Annotated in this window: 17 protein-coding genes; 14 read left to right on the forward strand and 3 right to left on the reverse strand. The window is 70.8% G+C overall.

Annotated elements, in window-relative coordinates:
* The first annotated feature begins 208 nt into the window (after positions 1 to 208).
* The 14 genes from C9992_RS17285 to C9992_RS17350 all read left to right on the forward strand — a co-directional run bounded on the left by C9992_RS17285 (position 209) and on the right by C9992_RS17350 (position 13477).
* Positions 209 to 502 (forward strand): flagellar protein FlgN, encoded by a 294-nt coding sequence (locus tag C9992_RS17285; RefSeq protein WP_106816890.1) that lies wholly within the window; start codon positions 209 to 211, stop codon positions 500 to 502.
* Positions 503 to 507: 5 nt separating this feature from the next.
* A complete protein-coding gene (locus C9992_RS17290; RefSeq protein ID WP_146145350.1) occupies positions 508 to 1719 on the forward strand; it encodes a hypothetical protein in 1212 nt (403 codons plus the stop codon).
* 60 nt (positions 1720 to 1779) lie between these two features.
* On the forward strand, positions 1780 to 2397 hold the full coding sequence (locus C9992_RS17295; protein ID WP_106816892.1) for a hypothetical protein: 618 nt from the start codon (positions 1780 to 1782) through the stop codon (positions 2395 to 2397).
* A 1-nt stretch (position 2398) separates the two neighbouring features.
* The gene (locus C9992_RS17300; RefSeq protein WP_106816893.1) at positions 2399 to 3016 is read left to right on the forward strand and encodes a hypothetical protein; all 618 of its coding nucleotides are present in this window, start codon (positions 2399 to 2401) and stop codon (positions 3014 to 3016) included.
* Positions 3013 to 3789, forward strand: a complete 777-nt coding sequence (locus tag C9992_RS17305) for a hypothetical protein (RefSeq protein WP_106816894.1) — start codon at positions 3013 to 3015, stop codon at positions 3787 to 3789. Before C9992_RS17300 ends, C9992_RS17305 begins: the two co-directional genes overlap by 4 nt.
* A 120-nt stretch (positions 3790 to 3909) precedes the next feature.
* On the forward strand, positions 3910 to 4197 hold the full coding sequence (locus tag C9992_RS17310) for a WXG100 family type VII secretion target (protein WP_106816895.1): 288 nt from the start codon (positions 3910 to 3912) through the stop codon (positions 4195 to 4197).
* Positions 4198 to 4283: 86 nt separating this feature from the next.
* Complete coding sequence (locus C9992_RS17315) at positions 4284 to 4586, forward strand: hypothetical protein (protein ID WP_106816896.1); 303 nt, start codon at positions 4284 to 4286, stop codon at positions 4584 to 4586.
* Positions 4583 to 5710 carry a hypothetical protein gene (locus C9992_RS17320; protein ID WP_106816897.1) on the forward strand — a complete coding sequence of 376 codons (1128 nt, stop codon included), beginning with the start codon at positions 4583 to 4585 and terminating at the stop codon, positions 5708 to 5710. The genes C9992_RS17315 and C9992_RS17320 overlap by 4 nt, the downstream gene beginning before the upstream one ends.
* Position 5711: 1 nt before the next feature.
* On the forward strand, positions 5712 to 6344 hold the full coding sequence (locus C9992_RS17325) for a hypothetical protein (protein ID WP_106816898.1): 633 nt from the start codon (positions 5712 to 5714) through the stop codon (positions 6342 to 6344).
* 9 nt (positions 6345 to 6353) lie between these two features.
* Complete coding sequence (locus tag C9992_RS17330; RefSeq protein WP_106816899.1) at positions 6354 to 7019, forward strand: hypothetical protein; 666 nt, start codon at positions 6354 to 6356, stop codon at positions 7017 to 7019.
* 119 nt (positions 7020 to 7138) lie between these two features.
* Positions 7139 to 8755: a DNA-3-methyladenine glycosylase 2 family protein gene (locus tag C9992_RS17335; RefSeq protein ID WP_106816900.1), complete on the forward strand. Its 1617-nt coding sequence runs from the start codon at positions 7139 to 7141 to the stop codon at positions 8753 to 8755.
* Positions 8752 to 9261 (forward strand): methylated-DNA--[protein]-cysteine S-methyltransferase, encoded by a 510-nt coding sequence (locus tag C9992_RS17340; RefSeq protein ID WP_106816901.1) that lies wholly within the window; start codon positions 8752 to 8754, stop codon positions 9259 to 9261. The genes C9992_RS17335 and C9992_RS17340 overlap by 4 nt, the downstream gene beginning before the upstream one ends.
* Positions 9262 to 9719: 458 nt before the next feature.
* Positions 9720 to 11666 carry an ABC transporter ATP-binding protein gene (locus C9992_RS17345; protein WP_106816902.1) on the forward strand — a complete coding sequence of 649 codons (1947 nt, stop codon included), beginning with the start codon at positions 9720 to 9722 and terminating at the stop codon, positions 11664 to 11666.
* Positions 11663 to 13477: an ABC transporter ATP-binding protein gene (locus C9992_RS17350; RefSeq protein ID WP_106816903.1), complete on the forward strand. Its 1815-nt coding sequence runs from the start codon at positions 11663 to 11665 to the stop codon at positions 13475 to 13477. The genes C9992_RS17345 and C9992_RS17350 overlap by 4 nt, the downstream gene beginning before the upstream one ends.
* A gap of 60 nt (positions 13478 to 13537) precedes the next feature.
* Here the strand turns inward: C9992_RS17350 and C9992_RS17355 are convergent, their stop codons facing one another.
* The 3 genes from C9992_RS17355 to C9992_RS17365 all read right to left on the reverse strand — a co-directional run bounded on the left by C9992_RS17355 (position 13538) and on the right by C9992_RS17365 (position 16377).
* On the reverse strand, positions 13538 to 14596 hold the full coding sequence (locus C9992_RS17355; protein WP_146145351.1) for a hypothetical protein: 1059 nt from the start codon (positions 14594 to 14596) through the stop codon (positions 13538 to 13540).
* Positions 14597 to 14800: 204 nt separating this feature from the next.
* Positions 14801 to 15769 carry an acetylxylan esterase gene (locus C9992_RS17360; protein WP_106816905.1) on the reverse strand — a complete coding sequence of 323 codons (969 nt, stop codon included), beginning with the start codon at positions 15767 to 15769 and terminating at the stop codon, positions 14801 to 14803.
* 155 nt (positions 15770 to 15924) lie between these two features.
* Positions 15925 to 16377, reverse strand: a complete 453-nt coding sequence (locus C9992_RS17365) for a GNAT family N-acetyltransferase (RefSeq protein WP_106816906.1) — start codon at positions 16375 to 16377, stop codon at positions 15925 to 15927.
* Positions 16378 to 16497 lie beyond the last annotated feature (120 nt).

Below are 16497 nucleotides of genomic sequence, written 5' to 3' on the forward strand. Positions count from 1 at the left end.
GGGGTACTCGGAGCTGACGACGGGTCTGAAGGGTGCGGTGGACGGCATCAATGACATGTCGGAGTCGCTGCTGGGCATGATGCGTGCCATTCAGGACCTCGACCAGCAGCTCGCCGGCGGCTGAACCGCCCTCCGCCGGCCGGGAGGGGTGGGCCCTCCCGCCGGCGGGCGCGGCAACGACGGTCACGACGACAACTGAGGAGAGCACGTGGGAGTCAAGGTCAGCTACGACGATCTGGGCGACCTGAGCACGCAGCTGCGGAACATCATCGACGAGTTCGAGCACGCGGGCGGGCGGCGCCGCGATCTGGAGGGCGCCGTGGACCAGCCGTACGGCAAGAGCGAGCTGAAGGATGCCGCCCACGATTTCGAGGGCCGGTGGGACGACCGGCGCAAGCGCCTGATGGACAGCTGCAAGACGGTCGCCGACCACCTCGACGGCGTCATCAAGGGATTCCAGGACTTCGACGTAGACGCGGCCAGCCGGTCTGAGAACAGGTGAGCGACATGTCCGTGACGCCATACATGCCCTCGCACACGCCCAAGGGCACCATGATCGACATGCTTCGCGGCGATGCCGACGAGGTGAAGACCCGCGGTCAGCAGATCGTCGACCTCGGCACCGACATGTCGTCCGCGTGGCGCCTGATCTCACGCCTGGTCGACGACGGCGCCGAGATGGAGGGGCAGTCCATCGAGAAGCTGCGCGAGCTGTGCGAGAAGGTCAGCTCCGACCTCTCCGACGCCGCCGACCTGTACGCCGCGGTGGGTCCGCACATCCTCCAGTACGGCAACGACCTCGCCACCTCGAAAGCGGTCATCGACCCGCTCGTGACGGACCTGCTGGACCTGTGGGACGAGTACTACACGCTCAGCCACAGCGCCGAGACCGCCGAGGGCGCCGTGCCCCGCGAGCCCGACGACGACGCAGACGCCGACGAGAAGTCGGCGTACGACACGGCGTCCGCCAACGCCGAGGAGAAGCGGGGCCTCGCCACCGCCAAGAAAACCGAGTGGAACGAGAAGGCCGCCGCGTACGACGACGCGTGGGACGACTGGTTCGATGCGTTCGATGCCGCCGCGAAGAACATCAAGGAGGGCTTCAGCGGCAAGATCGAGGACTCCTGGAAGGACGACGTCCGCGGCGCGCTGGAGTTCGCCGCCAACGTCCTCGCGGTCGCCGGCATCGTGCTCGCCGTGCTCGCCATCGTCATCGGCGGCCCGATCATCGCCGCGCTGGCCGCGATCGTCGCGGTGGCCACCCTCGCCGTCGCCCTGACACGCAAACTGGCGTTCGACGACGGCAGCTGGTGGGATGTCGCCTTCGGCGTGATCGGGGTCATCCCGTTCATCGGCCCCGCCGCTCGCACCATCCGGGGCCTGGGGAGCGCCTCCGGGTGGCGGGCGCTGGGCACCGCGTTCGGCGATGACGCGATTCGCCTCGCCGGCCTGCGCGCGGTCTCGTTCGACGACTGGGCGTCGGGCCTGAACGCCCTGCGCGGCACGACCTTCGCCGACAAGGCGGCCGATTTCTCCGCCGCATTGTTCTCGGGCAAGAACATCGACGACTGGGCGCGTATGGGCTCGACGGGACGCGACGCGCTCAACACCGTCAGCACTGTCTGGGTGGCGCAGTTCCAGATCGTCGGCCAGATCAAGGACAGCACGGGGGGCGCCTGGCCTGGTGCGTTCGACCCGGACCAGAACCCGTTCTCGTGATCGGCGCTCTGCGGCCCACGGCGGTGCGGACCGCGCGCGCCTGGATGGGAGACTGGTGCGGTGAGTGACCTGCGCAGCGAGCTGAGGGGCCGCGTGGCACCCTCACTGCCCACCTATCGCATGCTCCTTCCACTCGGCTGGCAGTCGTACGACCTCAGCGCCCAGACCGAGCGCGAGCTGGTCGGCGCGGCCCGCAGCCGGCTGTCGGCGGCCGGGCGCGCCGACCTCGCCGCCGGGCTGATCGGCCAGGTCGGCGACGTCTTCCGCAGCCTGCGCGGTCAGGATGCCTTCGCCATCGCGCTCGCGGGCGAATCGGCGCCGAGCTGGGCGCTCGGGGCGGCGAGCCTGGTGGGCCTGCGGCGCACCGCGACTCCCGAGCTGCCGCTGGACGCCATCGTGGAGGATGCCGTCCGCAACCGTGGCGGGGTCGCCGTCGGGGAAGGGCACCGGATCGTGCGGTGGACCGATCGACGCCCGGTCACCGTCGAGCAGGTGCCGGCCATCTCGTTCCTGATCAACTACCTGATCCCCGTCCCGGGCACGCGCCGTACGCAGGCCGTGCAGTGGACCGCGACCGTCGCCCACGGGCCCGATCTCGCCGAGGACGACCCCGTCCTCCTCGCGTGGGTCGCGCTGTTCGATCATCACGTCGCCACCTTCACGTGGAGCACACGCTGACATGCAGATCACCCTGAGGCACGACCCCGCGCGGACCATCCCCGTCGACGACGCCCTCCGCTCACCGGACGAGCGCACGATCTGGGCGCGCGAGAGCGCGTATGCGTTCGCCGCACGCAACGGCCTCGATGACGCGGCCGCCGAGCGGATCGCCCTGGCGCTCGAAGACGTCGCGGCCGCCACAGGTGACGACCGCAAGAACCTGCTGCTCGTCGGCGCGGAGGGCCGCGTCGTCGCGCCGCTGACCGTCTTCGCCGCCGCTGAGCCGTTGACCGACGCGGAGCAGGCGGCCTTCCTGTGGTCGCCCGCGGCACTGCTGCCGGCGACGACCGAGGTCGTGGCATCCGAGCATCTCGGGCCCGGCTTCTCCGCGACGCTCCTCGAGCGCCACGGCGACCACGACTTCGGCTTCCGTCGGTGGCTGTTCGTCGGCGAGAACGCGACCGTCGGAGCCGTCCTCGGGCCGGTCGCACCCTATGGGCTGATCTTCGTCGAGGATGCCGCCGCCGACGTCATGCGCGAGTCCACGCTCGACGGATTCATCCCCGCCCGCGACGACACGCGGGTGCGCGAGCTGGACGCGGCGGTCACGCGCGTGGGAGAGGACTGGCCGCTGTGAGCGAGCGCACGCTGGAGGCCCTCGTCGACGAGACGGACGAATGGGGTCCGCTGCAATGGTGGCGGCTCGAACTGCGTTCCTTCGTCGAAGCGCCGCGCGCACAGCACACGCTGGTCGTCCTCGCGCCCAAAGAGGCGGTGCGCGCCGAGCACCCCGGTGTCTCCGCCGGGAGCTGCCTGCAATCGCTCGCGTACATGTTCCTGCTCATCGCCCCGTTGGTGGGTGCGGCGGCCATGCTGCGCTGGGTCGTCGGCGGGAGCGCCTACGATTTCCCGCTCGCCTTCGCCGGCATCCTGACGCTCATCTCGCTCCCCATCACGGGATGGAGCCAGCTGCAGCGTCGTCGGTTCCCCCGTGCCGTCGCACGGTCGGCCCTGATCTCCAACACGCTCATGCACGTGCTGCCCGGGCTGTTCACGGTGACGATCGCGCTCACGGCCGGTCGCGAGCTGCTGGACGGCGGTGCGTGGGTCTGGGTGGCCGTGATCGTCGCGGACGTGATCATCTACGCCGCGAATTTCGTGCGCGGCAACACGATCGCGGGAGGCCCGCAGAACCCGATCGACAACGTCGACCAGAGCATCTCGGAGATCCCCGCCGAGCAGCTCCGGCAGATCATGGCCGATCGCGACGGGGCGATCGATCTGCTGCTCCAACGGGGGAGGATCAGCGCGGCCGAGGCGGCCGAAGCACGGGCGACCGCCCCCGGCCACCTCGCCCTGACGCTCGCCCCCGAGGCCGGATCCGGCTACTACCGACCCGACTCCGCGTGACGGTCCGGCCCTGGCCGCCGGTGATGGGGAATGGTCCCCATCGTGGGGTGTTGCGGGGGTCGGTTAGGTTGTGGGTGTCGGCCCGGTGCGGGTCGGGTTTTCTGAGTGAGGGAGTGGACGATGGCCGATTTCGGTGCCTCGTATGCGGAGATGGAGCAGGTGGCGTCGTCGCTGTCGCAGGCTCGTGATGACATTCAGGGTCAGCTGGATTCGCTGAAGAGCCAGGTGGACACGTTGCTGGGTGAGGACTTCAAGACTCAGCACGCGTCGGGCAAGTTCGGTGAGGGGTACTCGGAGCTGACGACGGGTCTGAAGGGTGCGGTGGACGGCATCAATGACATGTCGGAGTCGCTGCTGGGCATGATGCGTGCCATTCAGGACCTCGACCAGCAGCTCGCCGGCGGCTGAACCCCCCGGCCGCGCACGCAAAGCTCGACTGTCTGACCGGAGCGCCGCTCCCGCGGCCTCCGGTCAGCTGTTTCCGGAGGACTGTCATGACCGATGTGCGGATCGACTACGAAGCGATGGCCGCGAGCCGGTACGCGTACGCCAACATGCGCACGCTGCTGGACGGCGCGACCGGCGCGCTGTCGGACGTGTCGGGGTCGGCCGTACCGCAGGACGAACTCCGTCGCCGCCTCGAAGACCTTCACCGGTCGTGGGGCGGCGGCCTCGACAAGCTCGCGCGTTACGCGGAGGATGCCGGCGCCGGCCTCGAGGGCATCCTCGAGGCGTTCCAGGGTCTGGACAGCGAGCTGGGCGCGAGCATGGTGCCCGAGGAAGGCAGCGCGTCATGACGGACTTCAGCGCCCTCGGGTTCGATCCGGCGCCGGGCGACCTGGCGACGCTCGACCGCTACGTCAACGCGCTGTCGGCCGGCTGCGACGGCGTGGACGACGCGCTGTCGATGCTCGACGGCGGCGACGACTCCGAGTGGGTGGGGTTGTCGGCCACGGCATTCCGTGCCTCGATGAGCGAGGACTTCCGGCCGCACCTCACCGACACGGGCGAGGCGCTGCGCACCTCGCGCGACGCGCTGCGTACGTGGGCGACGCAGCTCAGCTCGTTCCAGCAGCGCGCCCAGGCACTGGCCGAGGAGGCCGATGCCGCGGCCGCCCGTGTGGCCGCGTGCGAGACCGCGCACGCGTCTGCGGTGCGGCACAAGGACGATGAGGATGCCGACCCCGGTGCCGTCTCGGATGCCGCCCTCGCGCTCGGAAGCGCGGGCGCCGAGCTCGAGGAGATCCGCGCCTCGGCTCGCAGCCTCAAGACGGAGGTCGACGCCGAGGCCGCCGTGGCCGCGCGGTCGCTGAACGACGCGGGCGGCATCCTCGACAGTTACGCGGGCAACGCGTTCTCGAACTTCCTCGGCGATGCGGGCGAGTGGCTGGCCGACGCCGGCACCTGGCTCATGGACAATGTGGTGCCGATCCTCGAGGACATCCTCCGGGCGGCGCTGCCGATCATCGCGATCCTGTCGCTCTTCATCCCCGTGCTCGGGACGGTCGCGCTCATCATGTCGATCGCGCTCGTCGCGATCGACGGGCTGCAGGCGCTGACCGGCCGTGGTGACTGGACGGATTTCGCCGTCGGCGCCCTGGGCCTGTTGGCCGGCGGGGCTCTCGGCATGGCGGCGAAGTCGCTCATCGGCCCGGGAGGTCAGGTTCTCATCCCCTCGATCCAGCGCATGACTCCTGCATTGGCCGGCGGCGGCACGGCGGCCGGCTCGCTGGCGGTCGCGTTGAACGTGAACCTGCCCAACCTGGTCTCGAACACCTACTGGGCGATGTCCCAGGCGAAGGATGCGCACGACAACGGCGAGAGCTTCGTCGAGAGCCTCAGCGGTTCCTGGCAGAACCTGGCCGAGCGCGTCGACAACACCATCCAGGGCAACGGCCCTCGCACCGACGATGAGCTGTGACATGGGCCGAGCGAGGAGCGCCGATCGCGTGTGGCAGCGCATGCCGCAGGGCTGGATCGAGTTCACATCCTTCGGCGAAGCCACGCCGGACGAGTGGCTGGAGTGGTATCTCGCCAGCGGCGAGGGATGGCTGCCGGATGCGGCTCGCGCGGCGATCGTGGACGGGTTCCGCGCCGGCGTCACCGCCTTCGCCGGCAGCGACTTCGACCGGGCGGGCGTGTCCATCACGCTCGGCGAGCGTCCGGCCGTCACGTTCCTCTGCACCAACGTGGTGAGGGTGGTCGAGGGGACGGATGCCCCGTCGCTCGAGTTCCACCGATTCTTCCCGCTCGCGCGATTCGGCGTCGACTCGACGGCCGAGACGTTCACCGCGCCCGACGGGCGTGTGGGCACCGTGGCCTCCGGCACGCTCGAGCTCGCCGGAAGCCGCGTCATCACGACCGTCGGCGAGATCCGGCTGTCCGCCGGCGACGGAACGGTGCTCGTCATGGGAATGTGCTCGGATGCCGCGCAGCGCCGCGAACTGGCGGTGCTGACCGCGTTCACCCTGTCGACCGTTCAGGTGCTGCCTGCGGGAGTCGAGCCGGCGTGGCCGGAGGCGCCCGCGACCGGACCTGCTGCCGGCACACCGTAGCCTGACCGTATGGCTTTCGCACTGATCCGTCCGACCTCACGGGAGTGGACGGGCGACGTTCCGACGGACGAGGATGCCGTCGCGCGGGCCGACCGGGTGGCTCTGCTCCTCCGTGCCGACTATGAACGCTGGTCGCGGTGGGCGTTCGGTCTGCTGGCGTTCGCCGCGACGGCGCTGGGCGTGTTCATCGTGGGAGGCATGCTCGATGCGATCGCGGCGCTCGGTTCGGCCGCAACGGTCGACGTCGTCCTCATCGCGGTGTCCGCACTGATCGCGATCGCGGGGGCTGCGGCGCTCCTGCGGCTCTGGCAGACGGGGCGGGTGCTCACGCGGGCGGCGACCGGCTGGCTGCGGCTTCCCTATCGCGCGGGCGGGCGCACCCGGCGTGCCGGCGGGTGGGTGCTGACGCGCACCGCCAATCTCGATCCACCGATCTTCGCACGGCTCATCACGGCGACGCTCGCCCTGCTCCTGGCGATCGGGGGAATCGCCCTCGCCGCGCGCGACCTCGCGGGCGCATCCTTCACCGGACTGTCCGCGGCGGCCGGCGTCATCGGGATCGTCGCACTGGCGTGCGGGCTCGGCCAGGCGGGCGGCGTCATCCGGATCGTGTCGGGCGTGAGCGAAGGCGACCCGCTCTGGAGCCGCATCCGCTCCGGGCTCGCGCGGCGCTGATCACCGGCGTCCACCGGGACGCCGCATCGGTTCCGGCGTCGGCCTCGCGGGCGACATGCCGCCACAGCCGTGTCCGATTTCCGCGAGCGGGCGTCGGTGCCCCGTGTCAGGCTAGGGGCATGAGCCTGGCGATGACCTTCGACGAGCGCTATCGCGCGATCGACTCCCGCGATGCCCGCTTCGACGGGCAGTTCGTCACCGCGGTGCGTTCGACCGGCATCTACTGTCGTCCCAGCTGCCCGGCCCGCACCCCCAAGCCGTCGAACGTCACGTTCTTCCCGACCAGCGCCGCAGCGCACGAGGCGGGCTACCGGGCCTGCAAGCGGTGCCTGCCCGAGGCCGCGCCCGGATCGCCGGAGTGGAACCTGCGAGGCGACACGGCCGGGCGGGCGATGCGCCTCATCGCCGACGGCGTCGTGGAGCGCGAAGGCGTCCCGGGACTGGCCCGTCGCCTGGGCTACTCGCCTCGCCATCTCACCCGGCTGCTGACGGCCGAGCTCGGCGCCGGGCCCCTCGCCCTCAGCCGGGCGCACCGCGCGCAGACGGCTCGGATGCTGCTGGTCGGCACCGATCTGCCTGCCGCCGACGTCGCCTTCTCCTCGGGATTCGCCAGCGTCCGCCAGTTCAACGACACGGTCCGCGAGGTCTTCGGGATGCCGCCGCTCGAGCTGCGCGCGCGGCGCCGGCCGGCACGGGCGGGCGAACGGAGCGCAGGCGTGCCGTCCGGTCCCGGCGTCGTGATCGATCTCGCCCTTCCGCACCGCGGTGCGCTGGACGCCGACGGCCTCTTCGCCTGGATGGCGGCCCGCGCCGTCGCCGGCGCGGAGACGGCCACCGCGTCGACCTTCGCGCGTACGCTGCGCCTGGCGCACGGGCCCGCATGGTTCGAGCTCCGCCTGGACGACGCGGGCCGTGTGCGCCTGCGGGCCGCGCTCACCAACCTCGCGGATCTGTCGACCCTCGTCACACGTGCGCGTCGTCTGTTCGACCTCGACGCCGACCCCGGCGCCGTGGACGAGGCCCTGTCGGAGCATCCGGAGATCGCGCCACTGGTGGCACGCCTTCCCGGCATCCGTGTTCCCGGGGCCGCCGATCCCCACGAGATGCTCATCCGCGCGATGGTGGGGCAGCAGATCACGGTGGCCGCCGCCCGCACGGCGCTGACTGCCCTCACCTCCGCGCTGGGCGAGGAAGTGCCCGCGCTCGCGGTGGCGGCATCCGGGGCCGACGATCCGCCCCCGCCGAGCCCCGTGCCGGCGTCCCACGTGGTCGCCGCCGCCGGCCGGGGCCTGCTGCTCTTCCCGACCATGGCGGCGATCGCCGATCACGGGCACGAGGTGCTGCGCGGACCGGCCGCTCGGATCCGCTCCATCACCGGGGCCGCCGCCGCGCTGGCAGACGGGTCTCTCACGCTCACCACCGGCGACGATGCGGCGGACCAGCGCGCCGCTCTGCTGGCGATGCCCGGGATCGGGCCATGGACGGCCGACTACGTGCGGATGCGCGTGCTGGGCGATCCCGACGTGTTCCTTCCCGGCGATGTCGCGGTGCGCACCGGGGCGGCCGCGATCGGTCTTCCCGGGGATCCGCGCGAGCTGACCGCCTGGGCCGGTCGCGCCGCCCCCTGGCGCAGCTATCTCACCGCCCATCTGTGGCGGGCCGTTCCGCCCAGACCCGTCCCGTCGCGCACGCGTGCGCGCATCCCATCCCCGCCGACCATCGGAGGCACCCCATGAACACTGCGACGATCCAGACCCTCGACACCCCGGACGGCGCGTTCACGATCCTCACCGACGAACGCGGCCATGTGCTCGCTTCGGGGTGGACCGCCGACCGCAACGCGATCCTCGCGCGGCTGGCGGAGCACTCGCGGCCGGAAGCCGTGACGGAGGGCGAGACCGAGGCCGCCGCCGCCGTCGCCGCCTATTACGACGGCGACCTGTCAGCGATCGACCACGTCGCGGTGTCGCAGCACGGAACCCCGATGCAGCTGGCCGGGTGGCAGGCCCTGCGGCGCATCACCCCCGGGCGCCCCCTGACCTACCGCGAGTTCGCGGCGGAGCTCGGGTCGCCGGGAGCCGTGCGGGCCGCGGCATCCATCTGCGCTCGGAATGCGCCCGCGCTCTTCGTCCCGTGCCATCGCGTGCTGCGCACGGACGGCACGCTCGGGGGTTTCGCGTGGGGGCTCGAGGTCAAGCGCCAGCTGCTCGACCGCGAGGCCGGCGTGCCGGCGCTCGCCTGAACTCGCATCATCGGCTCCGGGCCACCCGCGTGGTCCGGAGCCCTCGCGCGTGCGGATGCAGCGGCTTTCCGGGGGAGCGGAAAGTCCGTGTTGCGCACAGCATATTCCCAGGTATACGCTGGAGGGCTGGTGTGTCGCTGACCGCGACCGCTGGACCACGTCCCACGATCCCAGGAGGAAGCCATGTCTCAGGCCATCGTCACCACGAAGCCGATCGTCTTCCTGCCTGCCGCCGGGACCCCGCGCGTCGCCCTCGAGGGATAGTTCTCCCCGGCGCGACCTCCGCCGATCCGTCGCCCCCGGTCCGTCCGCGGACCTGTCGAGCGGCATAGGATCACCCGCTCCCGCGTTCTGGCCACCAGGACGACCCTCCGGCGATCCCGCACGAGTTGTGCGGCGCGCCGTCCCCGCCATCCGCGCGGCACCGATTCACCTCGCACACGAACCGTACAAGGATCATGACCACGTCTTCCGCCGTAAGGCTCTCGACCCCGCGGGCGCTCGCGCGCCTCTACCCCTTCGCCAAACCGGTGCTGCCCCGGCTGGTGCTGGGCGCCGTCAGCGCGCTCCTTGCCAGCCTGCTGGCCCTCGCCATCCCGCTCGTGCTGGAGCAGGTGGTCCAGGGCCCGATCGCCTCCGGAGAGATCGCCGCGATCACCTGGGGTGCCGCCGCCATCCTCGGCCTCGGTCTGGCCGAGGCCGCCATGGTGTGGCTGCGCCGCTGGTTCGTGCTCGCCCCGGCCACGCTCGTCGAATACGACCTGCGCCAGACCTTCTACGCGCGTCTGCAGCGCCTTCCCGTCGCCTTCCACGACCGCTGGCAGTCGGGGCAGCTGCTGAGCCGCATGATGCAGGACATCAGCATGCTCCGCCGCTGGCTCGCCTTCGGCCTGGTGCTGCTGGTCGTGAACGTGCTGACGATCGCCGTCGGCACCGCGCTGCTGTTCCGCTGGCACTGGCTGCTGGGCACCGTCTTCCTCGTGACCTCCGCGCCGCTGTGGTACGCGGGCTACCGGTTCGAGAAGACCTACGGCTCCCTCGCGCGCCAGTCACAGGACCAGGCGGGCGACCTGGCGACCTCTGTCGAAGAGAGCGTCCACGGCATCCGCGTCCTGAAGGCCTTCGGTCGCGGCAAGCATGCACTGCAGCGGTTCACCCGGCAGGCCGAGACGCTGCGCGAGACCGAGCTGCGCAAGGCGCGCGCGGTCGGCTGGATCTGGTTCTGGCTCGTGCTGCTGCCCGACATCGCGTTCGCGCTGTGCCTGGGTGTGGGGATCTACCTGACGGCGATGGGACAGCTGCAGGCCGCCGAGCTGATCGCGTTCTTCGCGATGGCGACGGTCCTGCGCTGGCCGATGGAGTCGATCGGGTTCCTCTTCTCGTTCCTGCTGGACGCCCGTACCGCGACCGACCGCATCTTCGAGGTGTTCGACGAGGAGAACAGCATCGTCGACCCGCCCGCGCCCGTCTCGATCGAGCGCCCGCGGGGCGAGCTCGCCTTCGAGGGCGCCCACTTCCGCTACCAGGATGCCGGCGCCCACGAGCGGGATCTGCTGGACGGCGTCGATCTGGTGCTCCGCCCCGGAGAGACCATGGCGCTTGTCGGACTCACCGGGTCGGGCAAGACGACGCTGACGACCCTGCCGACACGGCTGTACGACGTGACAGGTGGCCGCGTGACGCTGGACGGCGTCGACGTGCGCGACCTGTCGCTCAAGGAGCTGCGCCGCCACATCGGCATGGCGTTCGAGGACGCGACGCTGTTCTCGCAGAGCGTGCGCGAGAACGTGCTGCTGGGCAGGGAGGACCTCGAGCCCGGCAGCGCCGAGGCGGAGCGGGTGCTGCGCGAGGCGCTGGGCGTGGCCCAGGCCGGTTTCGTCGACGACCTCCCCGACGGAGTCGACACCATCATCGGCGAGGAAGGGCTGTCGCTCTCCGGCGGTCAGCGGCAGCGGCTGGCCCTCGCCCGTGCCGTCGCGGCCCGGCCGGCGGTTCTCGTGCTGGACGACCCGCTGTCGGCGCTCGACGTCGACACCGAGGCGCTCGTGGAGGACGCGCTGCGCGAGGTGCTGCACGAGACGACCGCGCTGGTCGTCGCGCACCGTCCCTCGACCGTCATGCTCGCCGACCGTGTCGCGCTCCTCGAGCGCGGGCGTATCACCGCGGTCGGCACGCACTCCGAGCTGCTGCGCACCAGCAGCCACTACCGTCACGTGATCTCCAGCCTCGAGGTGGAGGAGGCCCGGCTCGAGGCCCGGCGCCAGGCGCAGGGCGCCGATGAGGCGGAGCCACGTTCTCGGGCTCAGGCCGCCGCGGAGTCGGAAGCGCGCCGACAGGCTGAGGAGCCGGCGGAGTCTGAGGCGGTTCGAGAAGATCAGGATGCGATGGGGGAGGTGACCCGATGAGCGCCACCGTGACCGGAACCAGCGGCGAAGACCGCTCGGACTACACCCGCGCCGAGAGCAAGGCGATCCGCAAGCGCTCGCTGCGGCTGCTGGGATCGCTCATCACGCCGGTGCGGGCGCAGCTCATCCTCGCCGGCGTGGTGCTGGTGGTCTCGACCGCCTTGCGGGTCGCCGGCCCCTGGCTGATCGGCATCGGCATCAACAACGCGCTTCCCGCGGTGGTGGAGCGGATGGACTGGATGCCGACGATCCTCGTCGTGCTGGTGTACCTGGTGACCGCCTTCGGCGGCGCCGCCCTCATCGGCTGGTACGTCGTGGTGGCGGCACGCCTCACGCAGGCGATCATGCTGGACCTGCGCAAGCGCATCTTCTTGCACACGCAGCGTCTCAGCCTGGAGTTCCACGAGTCCTACACCTCGGGCCGCATCATCTCGCGTCAGACCAGCGACCTCGACACCATCCGGGAGCTCCTGGACGGCGGTCTGAACGAGCTGGTGTCGGGAATCCTCTACGGAGCGTTCACGCTCGTCGCGCTGTTCCTCGTGGACTGGCAGTCCGGCCTCATCCTCACCGTCATGGGCATCCCGCTGCTCCTGCTGATGCGCTGGTTCTACCGGCGCTCGCAGCTCGTGTACCGGGAGTCCCGCGTGATCAGCGCCAAGGTGATCGTCAAGTTCGTCGAGACGATGACGGGCATCCGCGCCGTGAAGGCGTTCCGCAAGGAGGAGCGCAACGACGAGGAGTTCGGCGGCCTCGCCATGGACTACCGCGACGTGAACATGCGCTCGATCCGCCTGTTCGGCACCTTCGAGCCGGGGCTCATGGCGGTCGCGTCGGTGACCCTCGCGGTCGTGATCGCGTGGGGCGGCATCCGGGTCGCGGACGGCGTGATGGAGATCGGCTTCCTGCTGTCGGCGGTGCTGTATGTGCGCAACTTCTTCTCGCCGCTGCAGGAGGTCGCGTTCTTCCTGAACTCGTACCAGTCCGCCACGGCCGCGCTCGAGAAGGTGTCGGGTGTGCTGGAGGAGGAGCCGACGGTCCCCGATCCGGTAAAGCCCGTGGACCTGTGGGACGCGAAGGGGCACATCCGCTTCGAGGACGTCGTGTTCGGGTACGCCAAGGACCGCGTCATCCTGCCCGACTTCTCGCTGGACATCCCCGCCGGGCAGACCATCGCGCTGGTGGGCACGACCGGTGCCGGCAAGTCGACGCTCGCCAAGCTCGTCTCGCGGTTCTACGACCCCACCAGGGGAGCGGTGACGCTCGACGGCGTCGATCTGCGGTCGCTGCACCCCAAGGACCTGCGCCGCGCGATCGTCATGGTGACGCAGGAGGCGTACCTGTTCAGCGGCACCGTGGCCGACAACATCGCGCTCGGAAAGCCCGATGCGACGCTCGACGAGATCAAGGCGGCCGCGCGCGCGGTGGGGGCGGATGCCTTCATCGAGGCGCTTCCCGACGGATACGACACCGACGTGAACAAGCGCGGCGGCCGGGTCTCGGCGGGGCAGCGTCAGCTGATCTCGTTCGCTCGAGCCTTCCTCGCCGACCCGGCGGTGCTGATCCTCGACGAGGCGACGGCGTCGCTCGACATCCCGTCCGAGCGCCAGATCCAGGATGCGCTGCAGACCCTGCTCGCCGACCGCACCGCGATCATCATCGCGCACCGCCTGTCGACGGTCGCGATCGCCGACCGGGTGCTCGTCATGGAGCACGGCCGCATCATCGAGGACGACGCCCCCGAGGAGCTCATCGGCGGCACCGGCAAGTTCGCCCAGCTGCACAGCGCCTGGCGGGAGTCGCTCGTCTGATCGGCCCCGGATGCCCCGGTCTCGGCTTCGCTGAAGGCCGGGGCATCCTCATCTCCTCGTTCAGGTGTCACGACACGCGGTGTCGCCCGCGCGGTTACGGCGTGTCGTGACACCCGAAGGCTCGGCGGCCACGGTCGGGGCCCACCCGCGGCGGCGGAGCGCGGCGCCGACGATGGCGACGGCGCGCGGCCGGCTCCCTCGGATGTGTGACGAAGTGAGGCGCACGACCTCCCAGCCGATGCCGGCGTACGCGGCGTACTTCTCGATGTCGCGGTGCCACTGCGCCCGGTCGGTGCGGTGATGGTCGCCCTCGATCTCGACTGCCACCCTCTGGTCGCGGTAGACGACCTCGGAGATGCCGAGGAGCCGTCCGCCTTCGTCACGGATCTCGACGTCGAGCTCCGGCTCCGGCAGACCCGCCGTCGTTGCATCGAGCCGGAACTCGGTCTCCAGCGGCGAGGCGCTGCCCACGCGGATCAGCTCGATTGCTTCCCTCAGCTTCCCGGCACCCACCCGGCGCCCGGCACACATGGCGCGCTCGAGGTCCCCGATGGTGGCGAGCCGCAGATCGGACTGCAGCCGACCCTTGGCGTCTCGCGGCACCCGGACGAAGAAGTCTCCGAGGGTCACCAGTTCGCGCACGGTGAGCTCCCCAGCGAGCATGGCCCACGTCGTCGCCGGCGTCGTCATCGGCAGCCCGTCCTGCACACGGACGCTCGCGAGCGCCGGCGACAGCTTCACCCCTCGGACTCCCGGGCGCCTCGCAGCGCGCCCGGGTGCGAAGACTCCGACGACGATCCGTGGGCCCGGATCGATCGGAGCGCCCTGAAGGACCGCTGCGGTCCGCCCGGCGAAGAACATGCCCGGCCGCATCACCGTCGCGAAAGCGCTCGCGCGTCGCCGTTCGTCGCGTCGCGCGAGCTCCCACGGCGACGTGGTGGTGTCGCCGGGCTCGTGCGCACCAGCGCCCGACGCGGAGGCCCGTACCCGCATGCCCGGGAACACGGGGAGCAGATCCTTCCCGCGCAGGCGGTGCAGCGGCACGCCGGCAGATCGAGCGTGACCGACCGAGAACGTGTCGCCGAGAGAACGAGGAAGAGGGCGAGGATGCCGCGGCATGCGTCGACGATGCCTCGCCGCCGTCCGTCGTCCCGTCGCGCGTGAGCGATCTCGGGATCGATTCCGCCTACCCGGGCCTGTGGAGGAGTCGTGCCCGAGCCATCCACTCGTCCTTCAGGTGTCACGACACGCTGTTACGTGCGAGACGTTACGGCGTGTTGTGACACCTGAACAGGGGACGGCGGGCGGGCCCGCAGCCCGCGCTCAGAGGAGGTCGGCGAGGAAGCGGGCCTGCTTGGGGAACTGGTGGGCCTGGCCGCCCTCATGCCCGTTGTGCGTGTAGACCTCGATGCGCTTGGTCGCGCCGCCGTGGTGGTTGAACGCCGCGTATACGGTCGACGGCGGGCAGATGGTGTCCATGAGGGCGACCGAGTACAGGGCCGCGGCATCCGCACGGCGCGCCATGTTGACGCCGTCGAAGTATGCGAGCGTGTCGAACACCCGCTCGTCGGCCCCGCGGTGGACGGCGAGGTAGCGGACGATCTCCTGGTACGGGTCGCTGTCGGTCAGCCCGACGGCGCGCTCGAAGTGGCACAGGAAGGGGACGTCGGGCATCACGGCGACCAGTCCGTACGAGAGGCCCGCCGCGGCGATCGCGATGCCGCCGCCCTGGCTGCCGCCCGAGACGGCCACGCGATCGGCATCGACCTGGGGCAGTGACCGCACGGCGTCGATCGCGCGGACGGCGTCGGTGAAGACGCGGCGGTAGTAGTACGTCGACGGGTCTTCGATGCCGCGCGTCATGAAGCCCGACGACGAAGGACCGGTCCCGTGCGGATCGGGGGTGTCTCCGCCCGAGCCCCACATCGACCCCTGTCCGCGGGTGTCCATGAACAGGTGCGCGTAGCCGGCCGCCGCCCACTGCAGGCGCTCCCCGGCAAGGCCCCGGCCGCCGCCGTACCCTTGGAACTCCACCACGGCCGGCAGGGGCTCGCTCGCCCCGGCCGGCAGCGTGAGCCATGCTTTGACGGGGTCGCCGTCGAAGCCCGCGAAGGTCACGTCGAAGACGTCCACGAGGGTCAGTGGGGTGTCGACCTCGACCAGTTCAGGAGTGGAGTCGTGACGTCGTGCGGCGGCGATCGTCGCCGCCCAGAAGTCGTCGAAATCCGCGGGTTCCCGCACGTCGGGGCAGTAGTTGTCGAGTTCGGCGGGAGACAGGTCGAATCGCGGCACGGGCTCACCCTAGCGCGTCGAGCGACGATGCTCGGTCAGCGTTTCATGAGGGCGACGAGGCCTCGATGGGGGAGGGGTATTCGAGGCCCCGCCGCCGGTCTCGAAAGCGCCGACGGGCGCATACCGGATGCGGTTCGGGTCGTGTGCGGGCCGCGTCAGAGCCGGATCTCTGCGATCACCTCACCGTACTCGGTCTCTCCGACCGGTGTGAAGCCCACTCGCTCGAAGAACCGCTGCGGGCCGCCCTCTCCCGCTTCGTAGATCACGTTCACGTGGTCCATGCCGCGGTTGCGTGCCTCCTCCAGGAGGCCCATGACAGCGAATCGCCCGATGCCTCGGCCCTGGTCGTCGGCATCCACATTGATCCGCCACAGCACCGAGCGGAAGTGCTCCTGGGGAGCGTCGGGGTCGAAGTTGCCGCTCACGAACGCCACGACCTCCTCGCCGTCGAGGACGACACGCTGCCAGGTCGTCTGCGGGTTGACCACCGTCGCGGCGATGCCGTAGCTGACCGGAGAGAGGAACTCCTCCTGCCCGGGCTTCAGCGACATATTGTTGACCGCCACGATGGTCGCGGCGGACAGTTCGACGAGTCGCAGATCACCCATGCGCCCCAGGCTAGCCGGGTTGACGGCATCCGGCATCGTGCAGATCGATGGATTTACACGGTGTTCACGGCCACGCCCTCCGTGCGAAGGGCGGGTCGCATGCCCGGGATGCCGCGGAAA

Source organism: Microbacterium timonense, from assembly GCF_900292075.1.
Lineage (GTDB): Bacteria > Actinomycetota > Actinomycetes > Actinomycetales > Microbacteriaceae > Microbacterium > Microbacterium timonense.